Annotated in this window: 1 protein-coding gene; it reads right to left on the bottom strand. The window is 47.0% G+C overall.

Translation table 11 applies throughout. The features are described 5' to 3' along the window. Nucleotides 1-576 (bottom strand): transposase (locus AC4FQ3_RS22810; protein WP_491183407.1); only part of this gene is annotated, 576 nt, incomplete at both ends.

Here is a 576-nt window from a genome sequence, read left to right as displayed (position 1 = left end):
CCGGAACCGCAGTCTGTGAAGAGCAGGGGGTATAGGGAGTCAGGTATGCTTCTTCGATAAGGTACTCGGAGAAAGGTTCTTTTTTGGTTACCGCATGGGGCAGGAGATTTGCCGTACGGCCCATCCAGCCCATGACTTCATCGTTGAGGGTATCGATATTGTGGTAGGTCCGGTTATAGAGAAAATTCCTTTTCACGTAGCCTACTACATTTTCCACTTTGCCCTTGGTTTCCGGGTCAGCCTTTCTGCAGAAAAACAGACTGAAAGACTGCTCCCTCATGTAAGATCTAAAAGTGTCGGTGAGAATGAAATCCCCCCTGTTTTCACTGACCATAAACACCTTGTCCTGATCATAGACGATTTCTGAAGGAATTCCCCTGAAGTAAGCAAAGGCTCTTTCATGGCCCTCAACCGCTGTAAGTGAGGTGAAATACCGGTCAATAAACCAGACATATTTGTAGCGGGAACGGGAAAGGACCATGATGAAGAAAAACACCTTGATCCGGTTGCCCAGTGATGAACGCATCGTATATTCTCCAAAATCCACCTGTGCCTGTTTTCCGTAAGGGAGTTCTT

This window comes from Flavobacterium sp. AK-345 (assembly GCF_058310175.1).
Note: the sequence above shows the minus strand (reverse complement) of the source record. Positions and strands in the feature narration are given on the sequence as shown.